Source organism: Lunatibacter salilacus (assembly GCF_009797935.1).
Taxonomy (GTDB): Bacteria; Bacteroidota; Bacteroidia; order Cytophagales; family Cyclobacteriaceae; genus Lunatibacter; species Lunatibacter salilacus.
This window is the reverse complement of record NZ_VOLC01000001.1, coordinates 317,964-338,378: the sequence shown is the minus strand read 5'-3', so window position 1 is coordinate 338,378 and position 20,415 is coordinate 317,964. Positions and strand designations below refer to the sequence as shown.

The 20,415-nt window shown below is 42.4% G+C and carries 18 protein-coding genes; 5 read left to right on the top strand and 13 right to left on the bottom strand.

Annotated elements, in window-relative coordinates:
- Window positions 1–15: 15 nt before the first annotated feature.
- The 4 genes from purU to rbfA form a co-directional block, all read right to left on the bottom strand.
- Window positions 16–870: a formyltetrahydrofolate deformylase gene (gene purU, locus FQ608_RS01395; RefSeq protein ID WP_158856010.1), complete on the bottom strand. Its 855-nt coding sequence runs from the start codon at window positions 868–870 to the stop codon at window positions 16–18.
- A 31-nt stretch (window positions 871–901) separates the two neighbouring features.
- Window positions 902–3,832 carry a DEAD/DEAH box helicase gene (locus FQ608_RS01390; RefSeq protein WP_158856009.1) on the bottom strand — a complete coding sequence of 977 codons (2,931 nt, stop codon included), beginning with the start codon at window positions 3,830–3,832 and terminating at the stop codon, window positions 902–904.
- 112 nt (window positions 3,833–3,944) lie between these two features.
- Window positions 3,945–5,168, bottom strand: a complete 1,224-nt coding sequence (locus FQ608_RS01385; protein ID WP_158856008.1) for an FtsX-like permease family protein — start codon at window positions 5,166–5,168, stop codon at window positions 3,945–3,947.
- Between the two features lie 21 nt (window positions 5,169–5,189).
- Entirely contained in the window at window positions 5,190–5,567 is a 378-nt protein-coding gene (gene rbfA / locus FQ608_RS01380; RefSeq protein WP_158856007.1) for a 30S ribosome-binding factor RbfA, read from the bottom strand.
- 81 nt (window positions 5,568–5,648) lie between these two features.
- Between rbfA and FQ608_RS01375 the strand changes: the two genes are divergently transcribed.
- Window positions 5,649–7,064 (top strand): hypothetical protein, encoded by a 1,416-nt coding sequence (locus FQ608_RS01375; RefSeq protein ID WP_158856006.1) that lies wholly within the window; start codon window positions 5,649–5,651, stop codon window positions 7,062–7,064.
- A gap of 56 nt (window positions 7,065–7,120) precedes the next feature.
- Here the strand turns inward: FQ608_RS01375 and rpiB are convergent, their stop codons facing one another.
- From rpiB to glyA, 3 genes are read right to left on the bottom strand one after another with little or no spacing between them, the layout of a single operon-like run.
- Entirely contained in the window at window positions 7,121–7,555 is a 435-nt protein-coding gene (rpiB, locus tag FQ608_RS01370; protein ID WP_158856005.1) for a ribose 5-phosphate isomerase B, read from the bottom strand.
- Window positions 7,548–8,402, bottom strand: a complete 855-nt coding sequence (gene tatC, locus FQ608_RS01365; protein WP_158856004.1) for a twin-arginine translocase subunit TatC — start codon at window positions 8,400–8,402, stop codon at window positions 7,548–7,550. Before tatC ends, rpiB begins: the two co-directional genes overlap by 8 nt.
- Before the next feature lie 16 nt (window positions 8,403–8,418).
- Window positions 8,419–9,687: a serine hydroxymethyltransferase gene (gene glyA / locus FQ608_RS01360; protein ID WP_158856003.1), complete on the bottom strand. Its 1,269-nt coding sequence runs from the start codon at window positions 9,685–9,687 to the stop codon at window positions 8,419–8,421.
- A 203-nt stretch (window positions 9,688–9,890) separates the two neighbouring features.
- Here glyA and FQ608_RS01355 point away from each other — a divergent pair, with 203 nt between their 5' ends.
- Window positions 9,891–10,982, top strand: a complete 1,092-nt coding sequence (locus tag FQ608_RS01355) for a 6-phosphofructokinase (protein WP_158856002.1) — start codon at window positions 9,891–9,893, stop codon at window positions 10,980–10,982.
- Between the two features lie 185 nt (window positions 10,983–11,167).
- Here FQ608_RS01355 and FQ608_RS01350 read toward each other — a convergent pair whose 3' ends face one another.
- On the bottom strand, window positions 11,168–11,842 hold the full coding sequence (locus FQ608_RS01350; protein ID WP_158856001.1) for a hypothetical protein: 675 nt from the start codon (window positions 11,840–11,842) through the stop codon (window positions 11,168–11,170).
- 432 nt (window positions 11,843–12,274) lie between these two features.
- Here FQ608_RS01350 and FQ608_RS01345 point away from each other — a divergent pair, with 432 nt between their 5' ends.
- Window positions 12,275–12,856 carry a NifU family protein gene (locus tag FQ608_RS01345; protein ID WP_158856000.1) on the top strand — a complete coding sequence of 194 codons (582 nt, stop codon included), beginning with the start codon at window positions 12,275–12,277 and terminating at the stop codon, window positions 12,854–12,856.
- Window positions 12,857–12,906: 50 nt separating this feature from the next.
- Window positions 12,907–13,980: a DUF3810 domain-containing protein gene (locus FQ608_RS01340; protein ID WP_158855999.1), complete on the top strand. Its 1,074-nt coding sequence runs from the start codon at window positions 12,907–12,909 to the stop codon at window positions 13,978–13,980.
- Here FQ608_RS01340 and FQ608_RS01335 read toward each other — a convergent pair.
- From FQ608_RS01335 to FQ608_RS01325, 3 genes are all read right to left on the bottom strand, one after another.
- Entirely contained in the window at window positions 13,977–14,525 is a 549-nt protein-coding gene (locus FQ608_RS01335; protein WP_234364002.1) for a Clp protease ClpB, read from the bottom strand. The two genes, FQ608_RS01340 and FQ608_RS01335, sit on opposite strands and share 4 nt — an antisense overlap.
- A 65-nt stretch (window positions 14,526–14,590) precedes the next feature.
- Window positions 14,591–14,965, bottom strand: coding sequence for a hypothetical protein (locus FQ608_RS01330; RefSeq protein WP_158855998.1), 375 nt, complete (start codon window positions 14,963–14,965; stop codon window positions 14,591–14,593).
- 111 nt (window positions 14,966–15,076) lie between these two features.
- Window positions 15,077–17,251, bottom strand: coding sequence for a S9 family peptidase (locus FQ608_RS01325; protein ID WP_158856324.1), 2,175 nt, complete (start codon window positions 17,249–17,251; stop codon window positions 15,077–15,079).
- A 275-nt stretch (window positions 17,252–17,526) separates the two neighbouring features.
- Here FQ608_RS01325 and FQ608_RS01320 point away from each other — a divergent pair, with 275 nt between their 5' ends.
- A complete protein-coding gene (locus tag FQ608_RS01320; RefSeq protein WP_158855997.1) occupies window positions 17,527–18,522 on the top strand; it encodes a D-alanine--D-alanine ligase in 996 nt (331 codons plus the stop codon).
- Window positions 18,523–18,562: 40 nt separating this feature from the next.
- Here the strand turns inward: FQ608_RS01320 and metK are convergent, their stop codons facing one another.
- Window positions 18,563–19,816 carry a methionine adenosyltransferase gene (metK, locus tag FQ608_RS01315; protein WP_158855996.1) on the bottom strand — a complete coding sequence of 418 codons (1,254 nt, stop codon included), beginning with the start codon at window positions 19,814–19,816 and terminating at the stop codon, window positions 18,563–18,565.
- A 115-nt stretch (window positions 19,817–19,931) separates the two neighbouring features.
- Window positions 19,932–20,378, bottom strand: coding sequence for a hypothetical protein (locus tag FQ608_RS01310; RefSeq protein WP_158855995.1), 447 nt, complete (start codon window positions 20,376–20,378; stop codon window positions 19,932–19,934).
- Window positions 20,379–20,415 lie beyond the last annotated feature (37 nt).

Below are 20,415 nucleotides of genomic sequence, written 5' to 3'. Positions count from 1 at the left end.
AGAGTTTCTTAAGTTTTAGGTAAATATAATTGTCCGGTTTCCAACTACCTGTACCTTATGGGCCAGGTGGTATTTGATGGCACGTGATAGAACTACCTTCTCCACATCCTGGCCCATTTGTACCATTTCCTCGACAGTGTTTTGATGGCGTACTCGGGCCACATCCTGCTCTATAATTGGGCCAGCGTCCAACTCTTCGGTAACGTAGTGGGCGGTGGCACCGATTATTTTAACACCTCTTTTATAGGCGGCGTGGTAAGGTTTCGCTCCGACAAACGCTGGTAAAAATGAATGGTGGATATTGATGATACGATTGGGAAAGTGACGAATAAATTCCCCACTCAGAATCTGCATATACCTGGCTAAAACGACAAAGTCTATCTGATGTTCCTCCAGCAGTTTCAGTTGGCGTTGTTCCTGATCAGCCTTTGTTTCTTTTGTGATCGGGAGGTAATGAAACGGAATACCGAAGCCTTTGACAACTCGTTTCAAGTCGGTATGGTTGGAAATAATCAGGGGAATCTCCACCTGAAATTGCCCTGAATAATATCGGCTCAGTACATCAAAAAGGCAGTGAGATAATTTGGACACAAAAATGGCCATTCTAGGTTTGGGGACGCTAAATTCCAACGTGCAGCGCATGGAGAACTTTTTTCCAACTTCATCGAGAAAAACCGAAAGTATTTCCTCCTTTGGAATATCAAAGGTATCCAGTTCCCAGGCAGCCCGCATAAAAAAGTCCCCAATTTCTCCGTCAATATGCTGATCTACTTCTATAATGTTGCCGGAATAACGATATAAAAAATCAGAGACTGCGGCTACAATTCCTTTGTCATCTTTACATTGAATGATTAATATGGCTGTCTGCATGGATTTGGGTAAATAAAATTAAAATTGATGCTTAGCTAAGCAGTGCTTTAATATCCTCACTGTTAAGACTTTTTATAAAGCTTTCTTCAGAACTTACTAGCTCGCCAGCAAGGGCCATTTTGCGCTCTTGGAGTGCCATAATCTTTTCTTCTACGGTATCCTTGCTGATAAATTTGTAGATCATGACTTTGTTTTCCTGTCCAATTCGATGGGCTCGGTCTATAGCCTGTGCTTCTACTGCCGGGTTCCACCAGGGGTCTAAAAGAAACACATATTCCGCTTTGGTGAGATTGAGGCCCACTCCCCCAGCTTTCAGGGAAATCAAGAACACCTTCACTTCATCTTTTTGTTGGAAAGCCTCCACTTCTGCCTGCCGATTTTTCGTGGCACCATCCAAGTAGGCGTAGCATATTTTTTCCCTTTCAAGGACTTCTCTGATTATTGTTAAATGTTTTACAAACTGGCTAAAAATCAACACCTTGTGCCCCTCACTAGCGGTGGAAGAAATCATATGCGTAATATCTTCCAATTTTCCTGAGTCGCCAATATAATTTTCGTCTGTAAGCTTGGGGTGGTTGGCGATCTGACGCAATTGGGTGAGCCCCCGAAGCAAGGTAAATGATCGACGGGACATTCCAGGTATGGAAGATTCATTTACAATTTTTTCCCTAAAATAATCTTTTACCTCATTGTAAATTTTTTCCTGATCTGCGGTCATAGTAGAATATTTGACATTCACTACTTTTTCAGGCAGGTCGGTTGCTACTTGGGATTTTAATCTCCTTAGGATAAAGGGTTTAATCATAGCATGAAGCTTGGCGGTTTTATCCATATCTCCTTTCTTCTCGATAGGTAGAAGAAACTGCCGCTTAAATGACCCCTTACTACCCAATAGGCCTGTATTGACAAAGTTCATTTGAGACCATAAATCCATCGTTCCATTTTCCACAGGTGTCCCAGTGAGGATCAGTCGGTGCTTGCTGGATAGCTGCATGACCGATTTTGAAATAATGCTTTCGGGATTTTTGATGGCCTGCGACTCATCCAGAATGATATAATTGAAGAAGAACGTGCCTAAGATGTCAATGTCCAGTCGGGTAATGCCGTAGGAGGTCAAGACTAGATCATATTTTTCAAATCTGGAACTATCTTTAATCCGTTGTGATCCGGTATATACTAAAATTTTTAATTCCGGGGTAAATTTCCTGGCTTCCAGCTCCCAGTTATAGATCAGGGAAGTGGGCATCACCAGAAGCGAAGTTGCACCACCCGACTTTTCCTGCTCATGAGCGAGCATGGCAAGGGTCTGTACTGTTTTTCCCAATCCCATATCATCGGCCAAGCATCCGCCAAAATTATATTCATTGAGGAATCGAAGCCAATTGTAGCCCGCTTTTTGGTAGGGACGTAGGCTCCCCATGAAGTTGACTGGAAGGGGATAATCCTCAAAGGAGGAAAAATCTTTCAACTTGGCAAGTCGCTTACTGAGTGAAAGTTTGATTAAGTTTCCCTTCTGAAGTTCTTGGGCTAGGGCGATGTGGTGCTTTTTTAACTTAAGGCTACCTTCCTCCCGGTCTTCCATAAAGGAAAAAATTTCCCCGTAATTTACGAACCAAGACTTTGGGATAATCGCAATCTCTTTGTTGGGCAGTTCGATTTCGGTTTTTCCCTGAAGCAACATTTTCCGGAATTTGGCAAAGGGGATTTCGTAATCCCCAAATAACACGACCGCCTCAATATCGAACCAATCTATTTTTTCGGAGATATTGATGCTTATCTTGGTTGTACCGATAAAATATCGTTTCGATTTGTCGGGGTTAGCCTGTACAATCTCAATACCCAGCTCGTCCATGTCCGGCTTATGGTCAATAATCCAATCATAGGCCATCCGTTTCTGAATAGCGACTTTGCCGTTTCGGAAAGAAAGATTTCTTGTTTTGAAAAAATCACCAATTTCCTGTTCCCTAACCAAATCTCGAATGACCTTATGAAAGACGTACTCATCCCCATTCTTTTCCAGTTCCACATTGGTTGGCGTAATTTGGTCTGATCGAAAGAAATAATCACCATATTTGAAGCGCAGGTCGAAAACCATTTTTTCGTCCTGATCTATTTCCAGTTTTTCCCCATACAAGTTAGTCGTGGGGCTACCGGGCAGATCGCTAAGGATCAGTTGGGCGTGAGGCTCGCCCCGCTGCACCTGAATATCAAATCCCTTTGCGTACACATCAAATGATGCTACAAGTTGGGTGACGAATTTCTGGTAATACGATTCCTCGACTTTTCGGGGAACTACGATAAATTTTTTGTTTAGAAAGGGAAGCAGCTTTTTTCCGTCAACGTCTTTCTCAAAACTGTAAAGATTACTATCGACTACCAGCCAAGCCGGTTCTTTGCAGACTAGGTAACTCCCCACGTATTGCCATTCAAGTTTTTCGCCCCGATACTTTATTGTGGGAAAGTAATGTGTGTTTTCTTCGTTTCTGCGAAAATGGAATAAAACAGATGCTTTTTCAGGCATTATCTCGATTTCCTTCCAAGTGGGGTTACCGTCGTTGCCTGTCTCGAACAGCCGCTTTCCTTTGATTTTCGATAGGATTTTCGCCCGGGTAATCTCCAGTCGATGGTCGATCAGTTTTTGCGTCTCTTTAGTCGTCGCGTTGGAATTTTGTTCATCATAAATTTTGCGTAAAAAATCCTTTGCTTTCGTATTTTTGGTGTTAAACTTCTTGACGATAGCTTCCTGCTGCATGCTATCCATGAGCTTAATCAGCTCAAAATCCACCTCTTCCATTTCCGAGGCAAATTCAGGGGCATTTTGTGAAGATATATTCTGATAGGCATAGGATAGCCTTCCTTTTTCATCCAGCTGAATTGCAAAGGATTCAAAAAGAATCCCCAAGAACTCATGGTTGAAGAGAGCATAAATAATTTTAAAAGGCTTTTCAGCTGAAACTTTCATGGTAAGGGGTCATATCTGACGGAAACCTGATATAATTGCCAAATTCTAATTTCCGCTAGCTTGCAAATTACATAATTAATTAAAAATACGTGAATCTTTAGCTTTTTTTCAATTAAAGATGTTCTACTGTCTTTACGCGGGAGGCAATTTGCGCAGGTCTGTAGGCAGCCAAAAATGTGATCAGGATAACGCTCAGGCTGGTAAAAAGAAAATCTGAAACCCGCATCTTCACGGGATAGCTTTCAACAATGGAAGAAGTTACGCCTAAGGATACGAGTCCAAACATGTCCTGCAGCCAGCATATGACAAATCCAAGTACCAATCCTACCGCTGCACCGGACAGGGCAATGATGGCGCCTTCTTTCATGTAGATGGACCGAATCAATTTACGTGTAGCACCCATGGCGAAGAGCACCGCAATGTCTTTTTTCTTTTCTATGGCCAGCATGCTCAGGGAGAAGAAAATGTTGAACGAGGCAACAGCCAGAATGAACGTGAGAGTAAGGAAGACAAACAATTTTTCTAATCGGATTGTCATAAGGAGACTGGCATGCTGTTCATCGGTATCTTTTACCAAGAATTCACTGCCCAAAAGCGCGCGTAATTCATTTTTCACTTTTTTGATGCTGTATCCATCCGCTACCTTGATTTCCAGTGCAGTCCGTTTGTTTCCGTAATTTAATAACTTGGCGGCAAAGTCCAAGGGTACGATTATAAACTCATCATCAAACTGCTTTTCAATGCTGAATGTCCCTACCGGTTTAATGATTTCGCGGTTGTACATACTACTTGGATCAATGCTTCCTGACCGGGGAGCCTTAGGGTAGAATACCTGAAGGAAATCCTGTTGATTTTCCGGATCTACCAGAAGGAAATAGGAAACACCCAACCCAATGATGGCATGGGGTTGCAATTCGGAGCCCAGGGACATTTCTCCGGTAAAGTACCCTTGCGAAAACCTGCCTTGCTTCAAAAAATTATCAGAGACGCCTTTTATTGTTGCGACCAGTTGATTATCCCCATACCGGACTAGCGCATTATCTTCAATGACTTCAGTAAGCACTTCTACCCCGGCAGTGTTTTGAATGGATTCCAGCCACTCGGCTTCGACTTCAAACGATTTCCCCAAAGCAGGTTCTACTTTTAATTCCGCATCGAAAGAAGCATATATCCCTTTGATTAACTCTTCAAGACCGTTGAAGACAGAAAGGACAATCACCAGTGCCATCGTTCCTACGGCTACTCCAATCATGGAAATCCGGGAAAGAACGGTAATAAAGTTCCGCTTTTTTTTGCTGCGAAAATACCGGGATGCTATGAAAAACGAGAGGTTCAAGGAGTATGATTAATTATGGGGTTAGTTATCCTCATCTTCCTCGTCAGAAGCTTCCGGAATGTCTAATTTTGAAATAACGCCGTCCATATGCTGGGCGTAGGCAGCCGATTCATCTAAAAATAAGGCCAGTTCCGGGATGATACGTACAGATTTGCCAATTCGTTGACCTAGGTTTCTGCGGATTGTCTTTTTGGCATCGTTGACTTTGTCAAAGAGCTCCTGGGTATTGCCACCAAGAAAGCTTAGGTAGACTTTGGCAACCCCCAAGTCAGGGCTCATCAACACCCGAGTGACTGTCACCATGGTATTTCCAATGAGGGACCGCGATTCCCGCTGAAAAATATCCCCCAATTCCTTCTGGATTAATTTTGAATATTTTTGCTGTCTTTTGCTTTCCATAATAATAAAGTTATGACAAATTTAGTGAATTATATGCGTATCGGTTAATTTCGTGTCTTTCAATTAAACTTAATCTTTCCCTTGTTACAATTTTTCAAAGTAAATGATCCGTTTCGGCTCTTGGGTATCCTGCTGTTTGTGGTGCTACTACGGCTTCCATATATATGGATGGACATGCCATTACTACAGCCCGAAATGATATGGATGCTGATAGGGGAGCGATTGGCTGGAGATTATGCCATGTATTCTCAGATCATGGATGATACGGGCCCTTTGTCTGCTTTTGTTTATTGGGTCTTGTATTCTCTCTTTGGGAGGTCTGTATGGGCATACCATGGTGTTGCGGGAATCATCATTCTGTTTCAGGTCATTTACCTCAACTTTTTGTTTATAAGGTTCAAATCTTTTCAGGAAAACAGTTTTCTGCCGGCTATTGTTATGTTGGCTCTTTTTCATCTTTCTTATGATTTTTTGGTACTCTCACCCAGTTTGATGGGAAACACGTTTATACTTTTGGCATTTGGCCAGCTTTTTTCCCATACGAACATCAACCGGAATTCAACGGAGTCAGTCCTTTTGTTGGGGCTGTATGGAGGTTTTGCACTTTGTTTCCATTTTCCTCTTGTGGTGTTCTTTCCATTTATGGTGATTTGCGGCGTTTTCATTAGTGGCTTTAATTTTCAGCAATTAAGTCTGTCAGTGACCTCGTACTTTATTCCTATTTCCATGTATGCCGTTTATACTTTTTGGACAGATAGTTTGGGGGATTTTTACAGAGAGTTTGTCTTGGCATCCCGACAGGTAGCCCAGGTTGTTCATGTTCCCTACAACGAAATACTAATATTGTTTGCGTTTCCAATCATCCTAAGCCTGATCGGTTTGGTTTTGACTTTTGGCCTGCGGAAGATGTATGTCAATCAACAAAAGCAAAGTCAATTAATAATAATCTATTTTATCTGTTCCTGCTGTGCCGTGTTTTTGGCCAACCGTACGATTACATACCAATTTTTAGGATTCGTGCCGGTATTTACCTACTATTTAGTACACCTGCTATGGGTCTCCAAAAGCAAATACAAGCAAAGAGCAATTTTCTACACCTATTTGTTGATCATTCCATTAATAGGGTATGGAGGGCTCTATCTCAAGAAAAATGACTTAGATGCGTTTTCCACTTATGCCATAATCGCAAAGGATCGACATCAAGTACAAAATGGTGCCCGTGTTTTGGTATTGGGCAAAGATCTGGGCTATTATCAGAATGCGGTACCCGCTACTCCTTTCATCAACATCGGTTTGGCCAAGCAATACCTGCATGATATGGAGAACTATAGGAAAAAGACAAAAGTTTTTCGCCATTTTATGGAAGAAAGCCCCGAAGTTATTATCGATGAAGAGGGGGTTTTTGCAGGGATTTTACCCTATTTCCCCCAACTTGAGCAGAGGTATGAACTGGTTTCGGATGGGATCTACGAACTAAAAATCCCCGCCAATCGATAGAGCGGGGATTTATGATTATAAAAAGGGGTAGAAAATTTTCCTGCCAAGGCAGCTAACTAACAAGGAATTTTATTGACACGGGTTGCGTGTCTTCCGCCTTCAAATTCTGTCTGTAAGAAAAGGAGTACCATTTTCACAGTAAGGTCAAAATCAACAAATCTAGCAGGAATGGAAATCAGATTAGCATCATTATGCTGCCGCGACAGTTTTGCCAACTCTTCATTCCAGCATATGGCTGCCCGAATACCCTGGTGTTTGTTGGCGGTGATCGCAACTCCATTACCACTGCCGCAGATGATTACTCCACGGGTCAACTCACCTGCTTCAATACTGTTGCAAAGCGGATGAATATAGTCGGGATAGTCCACCGAATCTCCGGTATCTGGTCCGAAGTCGGTTACCTGATACCCTTTTTCCAGCAAGACTTCTTTTAATCTTTCCTTGTATTCAAATCCGGCGTGGTCTCCGCCTATCGCAATTGCATCAATCATTATACTTTTTTCTTAATTCTTCTTCGTCTTCTCTCTTTTGCCTTTCAAGCCGCTTTGCGATAAAAATCCCTATTTCATACAACACCAATATGGGCATGGCAATCAATAGCTGACTAATGACATCCGGCGGAGTGATCAAGGCCGACAAAACCAAAATACCAACAATAGCATGTCTGCGGTAGGTCTTGAGCATTCCGGAAGTGACCAATCCAGCTCGTGATAGAAAATAAATCACTACAGGAAGTTGGAACATCACGGCTGAAGCCAGCACAAGCATCGACAATGTAGATATGTAAGAGGTAATGTCAAATTCGTTGGCAATGGAAGGATCCAGTTGGTAATTGGATAGGAAGTTGATGGAAAGTGGAGCCAAAATGTAGTATCCAAAAGCGGCACCCATGAAAAAGAGCAAACTCACAAAGAATACTGCTCCCCGTGCTGCATTTCTCTCTTTATCATATAATCCCGGAGCAATAAATCGCCATACTTCCCAGAAAACATAAGGAAAAGCGGCAATTAAGCCTACCACCAAACTTGAGGTGATGTGCATGGAAAACTGTCCCGTCATCTGTCTGCTTTGGATGATAAAAGGGAGTTCCTGAATACAAAGGGCTGGAAGCGACAGGGCTTCGGAAATCCTGCACAAAGTTTGGTATGTGATAAAGTCCACCTTGGAAGGTCCCAGGATAACGACACCAAATATAAAACTTTTGGACAGGAAAGCTAAAACCATGAAGACCAAAATGGCCGAAATAGACCGGAGCAAATGCCACCGCAGTTGCTCCAAATGATCAAGGAAAGACATGCCGTCTTCTTCCTCTTCTTCTTTATATTGATCCAGTGCCACTTAATTTTTCGATTTATTAGTATAAAGGAAATTGAACCATCCAGTCGTTCACTTCTTTTTTAATTTTCTGTAGCTCTTCCTCATTATCGTGGTTTTGAAGGGATTTGTCTATAAGCGCTACAATCTTGAGCATGTCAGCTTCCTTCAATCCACGCGTAGTGACAGCAGCCGTTCCAATACGCATACCGGATGTAACGAATGGAGAACGGGTGTCGAAAGGTACCATATTTTTGTTTATGGTAATGTCTACCTTTCCTAAAGTTTCTTCCGCAATCTTACCGCTGAGTTCTTTGTTTCGTAAATCAATCAACATCAGGTGATTATCTGTACCACCGGAGATTATTTGGTATCCCCTGTCTACAAAGGCATCGGCCATGACTGTTGCATTCTTCTTCACCTGAAGGATATAATGCATGTATTCGTCGGAAAGGGCTTCCTGGAAAGCTACAGCTTTGGCTGCGATGATATGTTCCAAGGGACCGCCTTGAGTACCTGGGAAAACTCCCGAATCAAGCAGCGAAGACATTTTCCGCAGTTCCCCTTTCGGAGTTTTTAATCCAAAAGGATTGTCAAAATCTTCCCGCATCAAAATCAGTCCTCCACGTGGGCCCCGCAAGGTTTTGTGGGTCGTAGTGGTAACTATATGGCAAAAATCAAGAGGATCATTCAATAATCCCTTGGCAATTAACCCTGATGGATGGGCAATGTCGGCCAGTAAAATGGCACCAACTTCGTCAGCGATTTCCCTCAAGCGCTCATAATCCCAATCTCTGCTGTATGCTGAGGCACCACAAATCAACAATTTAGGTTTTACTTCCTGTGCTTTTTGGGCGACTTTCTCATAATCAATAAGGCCAGTTTCCTGTTCTACGCCGTAGAAATGGGGATCATATAATTTTCCCGAAAAATTCACTGGAGATCCGTGTGTCAAGTGGCCTCCGTGGGATAAGTCAAATCCCAGAATAGGATCACCAGCATTAAGGCAGGCAAGAAATACGGCTGCATTGGCCTGTGCGCCAGAATGGGGCTGTACATTCGCCCATGTCGCTCCAAAAAGTTCCTTGGCTCGATCAATGGCAATTTGCTCAATTTCATCAACCACTTCGCAGCCACCATAATACCGTTTTTTGGGCAGACCTTCCGCATATTTGTTGGTCAGCACACTTCCTGCCGCCTCCATGACCTGCTTGCTTGTGAAATTTTCGGACGCAATTAGCTCAATTCCTCTTTTCTGTCGGTCTTCCTCCTTACCTATTAGGTCAAATATTACCTGATCTCTTTCCATTGGTGTTGCTGATTTTCTTGATAAACCCCTATGATGCCATGCGTTTTTGAAAGGGTTCACCTAAGAACTCATTCAAACATAGGGCTAATTTTTTGGATGGGCAAAATTACTTCTAATGAATGTATATTCCAATCGAATAGGACAATTGATAGCTGGATAAGAGAGATATTTTTATTTACCTTTGGAGCAGGACAACTTTTGATATGAAAAAATTATTGATCAGTACAGGCGGTGGTGATTGCCCCGGATTGAATGCAGTGATTCGAGGAATCTACAAACGAGCCAAGCAGCATAAAGACTGGGAAGTCTACGGAAGCGTGGAAGCACTCTCAGGCATCATGAAAAACCCGCCTGAACTGGTAAAACTGAATCGGGCGAAGACCGCTGGGATTCATGTGCGGGGTGGGACCATTCTGAAAACCACAAACAAAGGAAATCCCCTTCAATATCCTGTAAAAGATGAATTTGGAAACATTACCTTTCAGGACATCACCGCGAGAGTAGCAGATAGGATCAAGGAGTTGGGTTTTGATGCAGTCATTAATATAGGCGGGGATGGGTCCCAGAAGATTTCCCAAGCGTTGTTTGAGAAAGGAGTGCCCGTTATCGGTGTACCTAAAACCATTGACAATGACCTTTCGGCTACCGATATGACTTTTGGCTTCCAGACAGCGGTACAAATAGCCACTGACAGTTTTGACAAACTCGTCACCACCGCAGAAAGCCACCATCGGGTAATGATAATGGAAGTGATGGGCCGGGACGCTGGATGGATTGCCCTTCATACAGCATTGGCAGGGGGTGCCGAAGTATGTTTGATTCCTGAAATCCCCTACGACATCCATAAGGTTCTCAAGCGGATACAAGACCGCTATGAAAAGGGCCGAGGTTTTGTAAATATTGTCATCGCCGAGGGAGCCAAGCCGAAGGATGGGACTTTGACCTTTTCGCCTGGAGAGGAGGGATCGGAACATGTGCGGCTAGGTGGGGTCGCCTATGAACTTTCCAGGCACTTGAAGCAAGTGGGTTGTACCCAGGAGATCAGGGAGACAGTACTGGGGCATACGCAGCGTGGAGGAACACCAATTGCCTTTGACAGGGTTTTGGCCACGCTTTTTGGGGTAAAGGCGTTCGAATTGGTATTGAAAGGAAACTTTGGGAAAATGGTTTCCTATCGGAACAATGACATTGTCTCGGTAGACATTTTAGAGGCCACTAAAAGCTACAACCACGTGGATAAAGACGGGTTTTTGGTTAAGGCAGCAAAAGGGATAGGAATGTCTTTTGGAGATTAGTAGTGGGGCGTTTTTGTGCGGAAATAAAAACGCTGTAATTCTTGGAGGGATCTTTAACCCACTGCCTTTCTAGGCTACACAAAAAAATCCAGGCTTACTGGCGGGGTTAAAAAAATTGGTAGTTTGGTAATTCGATATTAGAAAAGCCTCCAGTGCTGATCTGATAAAAGGGAAGAAGTAGGCAGTTATCCTTCTTTTTCTTCGTCAAAAAGCTCCAATTCAGCTTCATATTCGGAATAAATAACGTCGTCTTTGGCAATCCAATAATTCGAAGTGATCACTTCGTAGGCGTTATTTCCTTTTTCCCTTATTTGCCAGATGATTTTCTCAGCATCCTCAAAAGCTACCTTACCGGAGATTTGATCCGGATATAGTCTATTGATGATATTTCTATCGCTCAACCCTTGACAAAGTACCCTGGTAATCAATTCTTTATTAACTTCGGCCGTTTCTTTTGATTCGGGGTGAAGTTCCAGTTGGATGATGGTAGCTTCGGTATTTGGAAATTTACCGTTGTATGCCTTGAAGAGAAGTTGGTTTATATTGAAAAGATCATAATGCAAGGCAGGGTCTGGATATTCCTCCGCAACTTTATCCGCCATCATCTCATGAGAAAGGGATTGTATCTGGCCTTCATTGAGTTCTTCACCCAATTTAAAGTTTAAAAGTATCTTTGCGGCCTCCGCTGGCTCAAAGTCCGTGATGGCCATGTGCAATAATTCTTGGATTTCACTGGGTTTCGCCGTTGATGCATCAGGATATCCAAATTCTTCCAGTAGTTTTACCCGAACCTCATCACTCCAATAATTATCCAATTCGTTGACGGTTGTTATTCCTGATATAGTGACGTTGATTTTCATGGTTGCTGTTTATAGATAGTAGACGCTCAATATTATGAGCATACTAAAAATGCTCAAAGGCTATGCCGCATTTGAAGTCGAAGTAGAATCATTGCAAATCAATTCATGAACAGCATGGAATGGCACAAGAAATTATACTAAAAATCTAGGAAATAATGCATCGAGTCTGGGAAAGCGTTTTTAAGAGCTGGATTTAATCTAGTTTTTGTCAGCCTTTTTCCATCACCTGTTAGCAAAATATTTTTCCGCGTCAGAGGAAAGATTAAGCGTGAAACCTAATTTTTTAAGAAACGCTAAATGTCGTCAGAACCGAAATGGTTTGCGTCATCTCCTTAATAATTAAATTTGCAGGATGCCCTAAAAATTTTCTTTGACCGGAACTAATTGCCTGCTTTGCTGTTAAAAAGAGGTAAATAACTGATCGTTACTATTATGTTAAAAGCAGAAAAGAGACCCGTACACCTGTACATGGAGGCCAATCCCAACCCAAACTCCCTGAAGTTTGTGGCTAATTTTATGCTTACTGATGAGGGTGTTAGCTATGATTATCCGGATGCTGAAAGCACCGCAAATTCCCCTTTGGCTCAGGAGCTGTTTAACTTTGCGGCAGTTGAGCGTGTTTTTATAACGTCCAATTTTGTTACTGTCACCAAGAGTGAGGAAACCTCTTGGCCCGAAATCCAAGATATCATCCGAAACCATATTAAATCATATTTGGAGTCAGGTCGGGCAGCAGTCAATACTCTTATAGAAAAGGATCCACTTTTTGATGAGAATGACAGCGAAGTCGTCAAAAAGATAAAAGGTATATTGGATGAATATATCCGGCCGGCAGTGGAGCAGGATGGGGGCGCCATCGTTTTTCATAGTTTTCAGGAGGGTATTGTTAAGGTATTGTTGCAAGGAGCATGTTCCGGATGTCCTTCCAGTACCATCACGCTGAAAGCCGGAATAGAAAACCTGCTAACCCGAATGCTTCCTGAGGTAACGGGTGTAGAAGCAGAAGGCGTGTAAGTCGATATTAGCATATCACAACCGTATAAATAGGTGGAAAGACATATCGGATGATCAAAGGAAATTGGACCTGGGGATTTTTAGGAGCCCTGACATTGGTCATCCGATATGTAGCGGTACGCTATCCGGCTAAGACAGAAGAACTTTATTCGCGTACCTTTTTTCCTGTCATTCGAAACTTTATCGATGCCACTGTATCCCGGCTACCTTTTCCCACCTTTTACCTATTTTTATTATCCGTAGTAGCAATTGTAGTCTATGTGCTATATCGGACTGTCCAAACTGGTGGTTGGCGTCACAAAATTTTCTTTGTTTTTAGGTCCACTATAAACGGGCTCGGTTTTCTGGTGTTTTTTTTCCTGATGCTCTGGGGCTTTAATTATCAACGGATTCCTATTTTCGAACAGCTGGCATTAAATCCACTTCCGCTTGACGAGCAGAGATTGTTGCAGGAAATGATACTAACCAAAAATATACTTAGCCAGGTTCGGCCAAACATCCGGCAGGATACCAGTGCTATTGAGGACGTAATGGATTATCAGGAATTGGAGGATTTAGTACGTTTGGAAGTAAGCAACAACCTGTATATATTAGGACTAAACTATACAGGAAAACCTCGTACCAGGGAATTTTATCCGGCTGGCTTTATGCGCCAAATGGGGATTTATGGCATATATTTTCCATTTACAGGGGAAAGTTATATTGATCCAAGTTTGCATCCATTGGAGAAACCATTTACCATTGCCCATGAAATGGCTCACAGCTATGGGGTTACAGATGAGGGAGAAGCTAATTTTATTGCTTGGGTCATTTGTACCAATAGTGAATCTTATTTGCTTCAATACACCGGACAGCTACGGCTGCTCCGCTATCAATTGAATGATCTGTATAGAGTTAATCCGGAGGTGTATAAAACATTTGTAGCCTCTTTACCGGCAGGTGTTAAAAATGATCTTTCCTCCATTCGTCGAAATGTACTTTCCATTCAACCGCTTTTTTCTGAACTAAGCCGTCGGTCCAATGACATGTATCTGAAAACGCAGGGGGTAAAGGCGGGGGTAAAAAGCTATGCACAGCTTCCCATGCTTGTATTTGCATGGAGGACCCAATTAAAAGGAAGCTAAACCGAAGCCTTTTTTCTTTTCCTTCTACCGTTAAAATACAGGTATGCCAGGGTTGAAGTACTTAAAAAGAGAATGAAAGCAGCCCATTCGTTGGTTCTATATTTGGATTTGGCTTCCATCAATTCCAATTCCTTCGCTTCCAGCGAACGTTTGAGAATGCCAATATCTCCCTGCTGCTTTTGGGCAATAAACTTATAGTCCTCTTTCTCGTGGGAAATCTCGGTAGTCTCTATTTTTTTAATCATTTCGAGTTCCTCAATAATCTGATTGTCCTTTTGGATAATCCGTGACATCCAGTCATTGGTTGCCACCATATCTTTTTTGGTTCGGTTCCCAAATATTCCTGATTTTTTCGTTTCAGATTGCTGCCACTGTTGGTGAAGTTGCTGCCTTTCCGATAGAAGTTTATTTAGTTTTTCTTGTGCATTAGCAAACTGCGAAAACAATAGGAAGGCTAAAAAAATTAAAAAGAAGCCCCGAAGGTTGTGTAGTAGATCAAACGAAGGCTTATTAGAATCAGCTTTTGGGGCCATAATCTTGAACATGTTAACAGGTATTGAATTAATATAAAAATTAACTGTCAAATCATGTGCCTAAGCGGACTATTTGGTTAAAATTTTAGTCTTTTGTTCTTTTTTCTTTTAAATCCACCCTTTCTCCGCTTAGAGTTCGTGTAAAAATTATACAGAAAATTAGTTGCAAATAGAGCGATTGTTAAGGGGACAAAGAATGCGGGAAGCATGGTTTTTATACCCAAAAGAATACTTAGTCCAGCTATAATACCAATTTTAAAGGATGTATGACTTTCAGGGTAAATCTTGGAGACGATGATTAGGCTAATTATTTCGATAACGATCAGTGCCACAATTAATACCGTCAGTATGAAGGGTAGGGTTGCATCTGCGGCGACAAAATACCATGCTAATAGCCCGACAAATAGCGCCAGACTAAGGCTGTGTAGGGAGGTGTTTAAACGTTCTTTCATGGGATCATATTTTTGGGTTTCTGAATATAGGTAAACAAAGGAATAAAAACAAAAAAACATCCCATATGGATGGTATATGGGATGTTTTAGATAATATAGTTTATGTCGGTATTACAACTTACGCTTCACAAAATCCGTCATCATCCGGTAAAGGTGCCAGCTAGTATTGCCTCCACTTATTCCATGATTGCGGTTGGGGTAATAGAAGCTTTCAAATTGCTTATCGGCAGCAACCAACGCATCGACTAAATCCACGGAATTTTGAAAGTGGACATTGTCATCGCCTGTACCATGTATCAGCAGGAAGTTTCCCTTTAGCTTGTCTACGTGGCTGATGGGGCTGTAGTCATCATACCCCTTGGCGTTAAGTTGAGGGGTCTGCAAATAGCGCTCGGTATATATGGTGTCATAATACCTCCAGGTGGTGACTGGTGCGACAGCAATAGCAGTCTTGAAAACGTCATTTCCGAGCATCAAAGCAAGCGAAGACATGTACCCACCATAAGACCATCCCCATATTCCAATTCGGCTACGGTCTATATAGGACATGTCACCAAGGTATTTGGCTGCGGCGATTTGGTCTTCGGTTTCCAATTTACCAAGATTAGCATAGGTCATGTGTTTGAAATCCCTTCCCCGGCCACCTGTACCGCGATTGTCCACGCAAGCGACAATATATCCTTCGGCTGCAAGGTGCTGATGCCAAAAATCCCGAATACCTCCCCAGCTATTACGCACATTCTGCGAACCTGGCCCTCCATACACATACATAAACAGGGGGTAGGTTTGATTTGGATCAAAGTCGGCAGGCTTAATGAGATAGCCGTTCAGTTCCTGACCGTCCACGGTTTGGAAGCTAAAGAATTCCTTTGCGCCAAGTTCAAATCCGCCAATACGCTCAACTAGCTCATCATTAGATTCCAATACTTTGATTTTTTTGCCTTTTGCATCATAGAGACTAACCGACAGCGGCCGGTTTGCTGTGGAATGAGAGTTGATATAGTACTTAAAGTCTGGACTCATATTGGTACTGTGGGTACCTGACTCCTGTGTTAATAATTTTTTTCCTTTACCATTGAGATTGATCACATATAAGTGTCGTTCAAGTGGGGATATTTCGGTAGATTCGAAATAAATTTGTTTGTTTTTTTCATCTACCCCCACGAGTGTACTTACTTCCCAATCTCCAGAGGTTAGTTGCCTAATGAGCTTACCATCCATGTCATAGTGGTAGATATGCTTAAAGCCATCTTTCTCAGAAGTCGTGATAAAGCTTTTGTTGTCGCTGAGGTATTGAAGATTATCATTATAATCCAAGTCCACATAAGTAGCTGCTTCCTCATGTAATATCAGCGTGCTTTTTCCGCTGGAGACATCAGCATGCAACAAATCCATCTGATTTTGAAGCCGATTGAGTCGGATAAAGGCCAGTTTTTCCGCATCACCTGCCCAATAGATTCGAGGCAAATAGATGTCTTGATCACTACCTGCGTCCATTTTTACCATATTGGAAGATTCCAGGTGATAAACGTGAATCGCCACCTTGGAATTATCTTCGCCAGCTTTGGGATACTTGAATAAATGATCTTTGGGATAAAGTGGACCCCAAAGCTGCATGTTGAAGATGGGCACTCCTGATTCATCAAAGCGAATAAAGGCAATTTTATTACCATCAGGGGACCAGGCAAAAGCCTGTGCCATGGAGAATTCCTCTTCATACACCCAATCGGCGGCACCATTGATGATGGCATTTTCTTTTCCGTCTGTCGTCACCTGCGTAATTTCTCCGTTTAGAAGATTTTTGTAATACAGGTTATTATCCTTAACGAAGGCAACCTTGGTATTGTCTGGAGAAAGCGTGGCATAGGATACCTTTTCCTCTCCCATTATGGGCTGAACATCCGATGTATTCAGGTCGACGATATGGTAGATAGCTTTGGACGATCGGCGGTAGATTCGCTCCACCTTGGAAGAGAGGAGAGCAAAACGCTCATCCGCACTCAAAGAATAATTCGTAAAATCCACTCCGATTTGTTCTCCGTCAACCAAGACGTCTTCTTCTTCACCACTAGCCAAGTTGATTTTTACGATTTTTGCAACATTTTCCCGGCTTAATGAACTGTAAAAGTTACCGTCTTTCATCCAGTTGATACCATAGACAGATTTTTGGCTGAAGGTGGACGATTTGAAAATATCTTCCAAGGTCACCTTTTTCTTTTGCTGCCCTTGGGCTGACAAAAAAGTCACCATTATCAGCAGGAAAAAGCTGCATTTTACTTTACTCATCATAGAAGGTTTAATTTTTTGTTGTCAAAGATAAATAAATCGCTTTGACCAAAAAATGTTTTATTCGGACTGGAAATATCTTTTCCTAGGTACTTCGGATTTGCTAAGGATGGAGAAAAGAAGTAAGTTGACATGAGAGAATGCGTATTCGTTCAAATGGATTGAAACTGGTTAACATCACAAATCATATTTTTAAGGTCAAGAGGCTGAATTTTAATGTAGTTCCGCTGATTTTTTAAACGAAAATGTTGTAATTCGTACCTTAATCCATGTAAATGAAGAAGAAAATAGCTTTAGTAACCGGAGGCTTTTCCGGAGAGTCAGTAGTGTCTCTGAAGAGTGCTTCCGTGGTAGAGAAGTACCTTGATACGGTTCGTTATGATGTTTTTAAACTTTTTATCTATCCAAGAGATTGGTATTACTTGGATAGATTTGGGGAGAAAATCCCGGTTGATCTGAATGATTTTTCTATTCGGATCAATGATGAAATTGTCCGGTTTGACGGAGTCTTCAACATAATACATGGCTCGCCGGGGGAAGACGGAAAGCTCGCCGGTTACCTGGACATGCTGGACATCCCCTACACCACATGCGATGCCCTTACTTCCTCCATCACCATGAACAAGGGCTATACTAAGGCCATTGTGCAGGACATCGAAGGCCTGCATGTTGCCAAGTCGCTGCAGTTGTTCAAAGGGGATAAAACGAACACTCAACGAGTTGTACAGGAATTGAAAATGCCCCTTTTTGTTAAGCCCAACAATGGTGGGAGCAGCATTGGGATGAGCAAGGTGAAGTCGGAGCAGGAGATAGAAGAGGCCCTTGAAAAAGCTTTTGAAGAAGATTTGCAGGTGCTGGTGGAAGAGTTTGTTACTGGACGGGAGTTTTCCATCGGAATGTATAAGTTGGATGGTGAAATCCGTGTTTTACCTTCGACCGAAATAATCAGTTCGAAAGAATTTTTTGACTTTGAAGCCAAATATACACCCGGTGTAACTGAGGAGATCACTCCGGGGCGTATGGAGGAGCGTGAGGTAGCCCGGGTAAATAAAATTGCGGCGGCGGTATATCAGAAATTGAATTGCAAAGGCGCCGTGCGCATGGACTATTTTCTGGAAAAGGATTCGGGCAACTTTTACTTTATTGAGCTGAACACAGTGCCTGGGCAGACAGAAACTAGTCTGATCTCTCAGCAGGTAAGAGCTATCGGGATGGATGTGCGGGACTTCTATTCCGAGTTGATTGAAGAAATGTGGTCGGATTGGAACTGATTGAAAGAGAAGAGGCAGGGTCTTGACCTGCCTCAATTTTTTAGAGTCCGAAAGCTTTTTTTAGTTTGTCTACATAGTCCAACTTTTCCCAAGTAAAGAGTTCCACATTCAGCTTAATCGAAGCATTGTCCGGCGAATAGAACGTTTTTGTGACTACCTCATTTTCCCTGCCCATATGCCCATATGCGGCAGTTTCCTCATAGATGGGAAACCTTAGCTTGAGACGTTGCTCGATTGCGTAGGGGCGCATGTCAAACATGTTTTCTATAATTTCCGCAATTTGGCCATCAGTCATATCAACTTTGGAAGTACCGTAAGTATTTACGTAGATTCCCATAGGCCGAGCAACGCCTATGGCGTAGGAAACCTGCACCAATACTTCGTCTGCAACTCCTGCTGCGACCATGTTTTTGGCAATATGACGTGTTGCATAGGCGGCAGAGCGGTCCACCTTGGATGGGTCCTTGCCGGAGAAAGCGCCACCTCCGTGCGCTCCTTTTCCTCCATAGGTATCCACGATAATCTTTCGTCCTGTCAGGCCCGTATCGCCATGCGGACCACCTATTACAAACTTTCCGGTAGGATTAATATGATAAATGATGTCCGTATTAAATAATGCTTGAATATGATCAGGAAGTTGTGCCTTTACCCGCGGGATCAACACATTCAAAATGTCCTGTTTTATCTTCTCGAGCATGGTAGGCTCATCGGCAAAATCGTCATGTTGGGTGGAAACTACAATGGTATGGATTTTTTCCGGAACATTGTTTTCGTTGTATACTATAGTAACCTGTGCCTTGGCGTCTGGACGCAAGTAGGGCATATCCTTTTCCTCGCGGCGCAATACGGCAAGTTCCCTCAACAGCCGATGCGATAAATCAAGGGCTAAGGGAATGTGATTTTCCGTTTCTTTGGTCGCATAGCCGAACATCATGCCTTGGTCGCCTGCTCCCTGCTCTTCAGGATGCTCACGTTCTACACCTTGATTTATGTCTTTGGATTGTTCATGAATGGCGGAAAGTACCCCGCAGGAGCTTCCGTCAAACATATATTCACTCTTGGTGTAGCCTATTCGATTGATTACATCCCTCGCAATTTTCTGAACATCCAGATAGGTGTTGGATTTCACCTCCCCAGCCAGTATTACCTGACCCGTCGTTACCAGCGTCTCGCACGCTACTTTGGAATTGGGGTCAAAAGCTAAAAAATGATCTATAATCGCATCTGAGACTTGATCAGATATTTTATCTGGGTGCCCCTCGGATACAGATTCCGAGGTAAATAAGTATGACATATACGGTGTATTTAAGTGAGGCTGTAAATTTACATTTAATGGCTTAATTTGAAAACAATTCTTTCTCAAAGCTAAATTATACTATTTCGGTTTCAACTCTCGAATTTATGTGGAATCAATTCTCACTGTATTTTTTGAAGACCTTCGGAATGTAAAAGGCAACTCCGAAAACCAAGAACATCAAACCCGCAAAAAACTGAACAAACATCTGTACAAAGCCGAGGTTGTTTAGATGTACTGGGAAAAAGATGGTGGAGAAGAAATAAAAGATGAAACTCTCCCCAAATGAAAACAAAATAAAAGTAGCAATCCAAAAATACGGTAGGGAAAGGAGATTGGTGTTTTTGAACCTATTCTGACGGAAGATGTCCTTGAAGAAAATCAGGGAAAACAAAAGGATGATGCTATTGCCGAACATTTGGGTGTAACTTTGAATGCCAGTATCTACGGGTTGAATCCAAAGACTGTTGACTAATCCGGCAACTAAGAATATTGTAATGGAAAGAATAATCTTATTTTGAATGGCGCAAGAAAAGGGGAGGAAGTAAATAAGGGTTAGCATCAAAGTTATTCTTAAGTAAACAAATAAAATATTGTAA